Source organism: Tunicatimonas sp. (assembly GCF_049647865.1).
In the GTDB taxonomy this organism is placed as follows: Bacteria; Bacteroidota; Bacteroidia; order Cytophagales; family Cyclobacteriaceae; genus Tunicatimonas.
In genome coordinates this window covers 1-3,466 of record NZ_JBARYM010000779.1, presented here as the reverse complement: position 1 = coordinate 3,466, position 3,466 = coordinate 1, and the positions used below count along the sequence as shown (strand labels likewise).

At 44.3% G+C, this 3,466-nt stretch carries 2 protein-coding genes; both read left to right on the top strand.

All coding sequences use genetic code 11. The features are described 5' to 3' along the window. Positions 1-2,624, top strand: a 2,624-nt coding sequence (locus tag WBA23_RS22655; protein WP_424584557.1) for a TonB-dependent receptor, incomplete at its 5' end; no start/stop codon positions are given. Position 2,625: 1 nt separating this feature from the next. Next, the coding region (locus WBA23_RS22650; protein ID WP_424584556.1) for a DUF4249 domain-containing protein at positions 2,626-3,466 on the top strand (841 nt) is incomplete at its 3' end.

The following is a 3,466-nucleotide window of genomic DNA, read 5'->3' as shown; positions in this document are numbered from 1 at the left end:
ATGCTTCGCTAATCCAAGTTCTAACTACTATCGATGAGAACTATCCGATAGATTTTTACTACAAAGCAGACTGGATTCCGGCCGACACGTTTAATGTACAGTTTCAGCAAACTCCGCTTCCGGAGGTATTGAATCAGCTACTGCAAGGAACGAGCCTGAGTTTCATATCTTACAGCAACTACGCAATTATTATTGCTCCAGAGAAGGAACTCACGCAGGAGTTTACGCAGGAATACTTTATTAATAAGAACCAAGTACCTGAAAATACGGGGCCGGCAGAATACGAGATCCTTACCTTAGGAGATTCAGCTAAAATTCCCCCCAGCGGAACCGTCGCTATCTTCGGAAAAATAACCGATGCAGTAACCGGTGAAGTGCTGCCGGGCACTACGCTATATATTGAAGAGCTAGATGTTTCTTTAGTGTCTAACGAGGAAGGAAAGTTTAGCCTGACTGCTCCTTCGGGGGTTTATTTAGCCCAGATTAGGTTTGTGGGCTATGAACCTATGTCGCAGTACGTTCGAATACTCAGCAGCCAGTCATGGAATATACAACTGTTGCCTGAAGCCTTTGAGTTGGATGAAGTTATTGTCCGGGATGAATCCGACAATAGTAATGTCGCCTCAGTTCAGGCGGGCGTAGAACGCCTTAGTATTCAGCAAATTAAGCAGCTACCCGCCTTCTTGGGCGAGACAGATGTTATTAAGAGTCTGTTGACCCTGCCGGGAGTTAGCACGGTGGGCGAGGGGGCCACTGGGTTTAATGTAAGAGGAGGCTCAATTGGTCAGAACCTAATCATGCAGGATGAAGCGCTAATTTTTAATGCTTCCCACGCGTTAGGTTTTTTCTCCGTATTTAATTCGGACGCTATTCGGGAAGTAGTGCTGTATAAAGGTTCTATACCGGCGCAGTACGGGGGGCGAATATCATCGGTATTGGATGTGAAGTTGAAAGGGAATAATTACGATGAATTTAAGGGCACCGGGGGAATAGGCTTAGTTGCTAGCCGCTTATTATTGGAAGGACCTATTGTTCGAGATAAGACTTCTTTTTTAATTGGAGCAAGGTCTTCTTACTCTAACTGGATTTTGCGCGCTATGCGGAATCCTGACTTAAAGAAAAGTGCAGCATTTTTCTACGACCTAAACGCTAAAATCACCCATCGTTACGGTAGCGGTAGCTCGCTAGCCTTATCGTACTACCGAAGCTTTGATAATTTTCGCTATTCCGACCAGTTTGGGTTTGCGTGGGGTGCTCAAACGCTGAACTTTACCTGGAATCAAATATATTCACCCAACGTATCCTCTTCGTTAGTGGTTGGCTACGGAAGTACAGTTAATGAGTCGTATATACCGGAAGGGGCCGAGGCTTCTACACTGCAAAATGGACCAACCTACTACAAAGTAAAACAGAACTTTTTTCTCACTCCCTTTGAGCGGCACGATATCAACGCTGGGTTTGAATGGATCCGCTACGTTTCGCTGCCTGAGGTTTTAGAAAAGCGAGGAAGTTTGTCAGAAATAAGCCCCCAAGAAATAGAAAAAGATGACGGACAAGAGTTTGCTGGTTACATTAACGATGAATTTGCGCTGAACGATAGAATCTCTCTGGGGCTAGGATTACGATATTCTTTGTATCAGCAGATCGGCCCGTCGACTGTCTATTCATACGCGCCTAATGTTCCTCGTCAGCCAGGCACCATCGTAGATTCTACCCGCTATAACTCGGGAGAGATTATTCGGACATACAATGGTTGGGAACCTCGGCTATCGATGAAGGTTAACCTTACCGCTAACAGTTCAGTAAAACTGAGCTACAACCGGCTGTATCAGTATCTTCATTTGATCTCTAACACTACGGCAGCTATTCCGGTAGATATATGGCAGGTTAGTACTGACTATATTCCGCCCCAGAGCGCGCATAACTATTCGGCTGGTTATTTTCAGAACCTCCGAAATAATATGTGGGAAACCTCCGTGGAGGTTTTCTACCGAGACATTCAGAATGTGGTAGAATATAAAGACCTTCCTCAATTACTCCTTAATCCGTATATTGAAACCGAGACGCTTACCGGCATTGGCAGAGCCTACGGAGCTGAATTATCTATAAAAAGGATGAAGGGTATTACAACCGGCTGGCTCTCTTACACCTATTCTCGCTCGTTAAGTAGGGTAGCTGGAGCTACTTCCGAAGAATCTATCAATCAGGGCGAATGGTTTTCCGCTAACTTTGACCAGCCGCACAATCTTAACCTTTCCCTAAGTGTTCAAGCGAGTCGCCGAAGCACTTTCTCCTTTAACTTTACCTACAACACCGGTCGACCTATTGCGGCTCCGGTAGCTGATTATCAGTTAGGAACAACCGTAGTACCTCATTTCTCGGAAAGAAACCAGTTTAGAATTCCTGATTACCATCGACTGGATGTCTCTTACACGATCAATAGTAATATTGTACGGCGTAAGTTTCTTAAGGGTAGTTTCACGTTCTCAGTCTACAATTTATATTCCCGAAACAATGCTTTTTCAGTCTTCTTCAGAAGAGATTTGCAGAGTACGAACAACGCTTTCAAACTATCGGTACTAGGAAGTGCTTTTCCCTCAATTACTTATAATTTTGAGTTTTGATATGATGAGCACAAGATTATCCATACTGGCCTTAATACTACTTCTATTCAGCAGCGGTTGTATAGAACCTTTTAGCTTTACTCCCGATGAACCGGTAGAATTATTAGTGGTTGATGGTCTCATTGATCAGTCGGATGGCCCTTATGAATTGAAGCTATCCCGCACATCTGCGTTTGGAGAACCCCCTGAACTGATACAGGATGCTCAGATTACTATTTATGACAATCAGGGCCAGCTAGAGAATTACTTTTCAGTAAGACCTGGTGTCTATCAAGTCAATGGGGATGTAGTACGGGGAGAGCCAGGACGTACGTATTATATTGAGAATCAGGTAGATGGCCAAACCTACCAATCGCAACCTCAAACAATGCCCCGGTTAATTCAAGCGGATAGCGCCTACTTTGAAACCGGAGTGGAAACGATCGTTTCCGAGCAAGGAAACTCTACCGAAGATATATTGATTAACGTTTACGTAGATACGCCAACCAAACGACAAGACCAAAATGCCTATTTTCGCTGGCTATATGACGTTACTTATGCCGTTATACAGCCAGATTGTGGTCCGTTTATACCCCGTCGCACTTGCTTTATTACCGAAACTACTAATACGCAAAACATCACCTTATTCAGCAGTGAGAATACGGCAACTAACCAACTTAGCAAGTTTTTGGTAGCAACTGATGACACCCGTCCTCAGTATGCCTTCTCTATTCGCTACTACGTGAATATCTACCAGTTTTCTATTACTCCAGAGGCTTACCAGTACTGGGCTGATGTGAAAACAATCGCTAATCAAGAGGGTACGATCTTCGATGCGCCCCCCGCTCCAATAAGAGGAAATT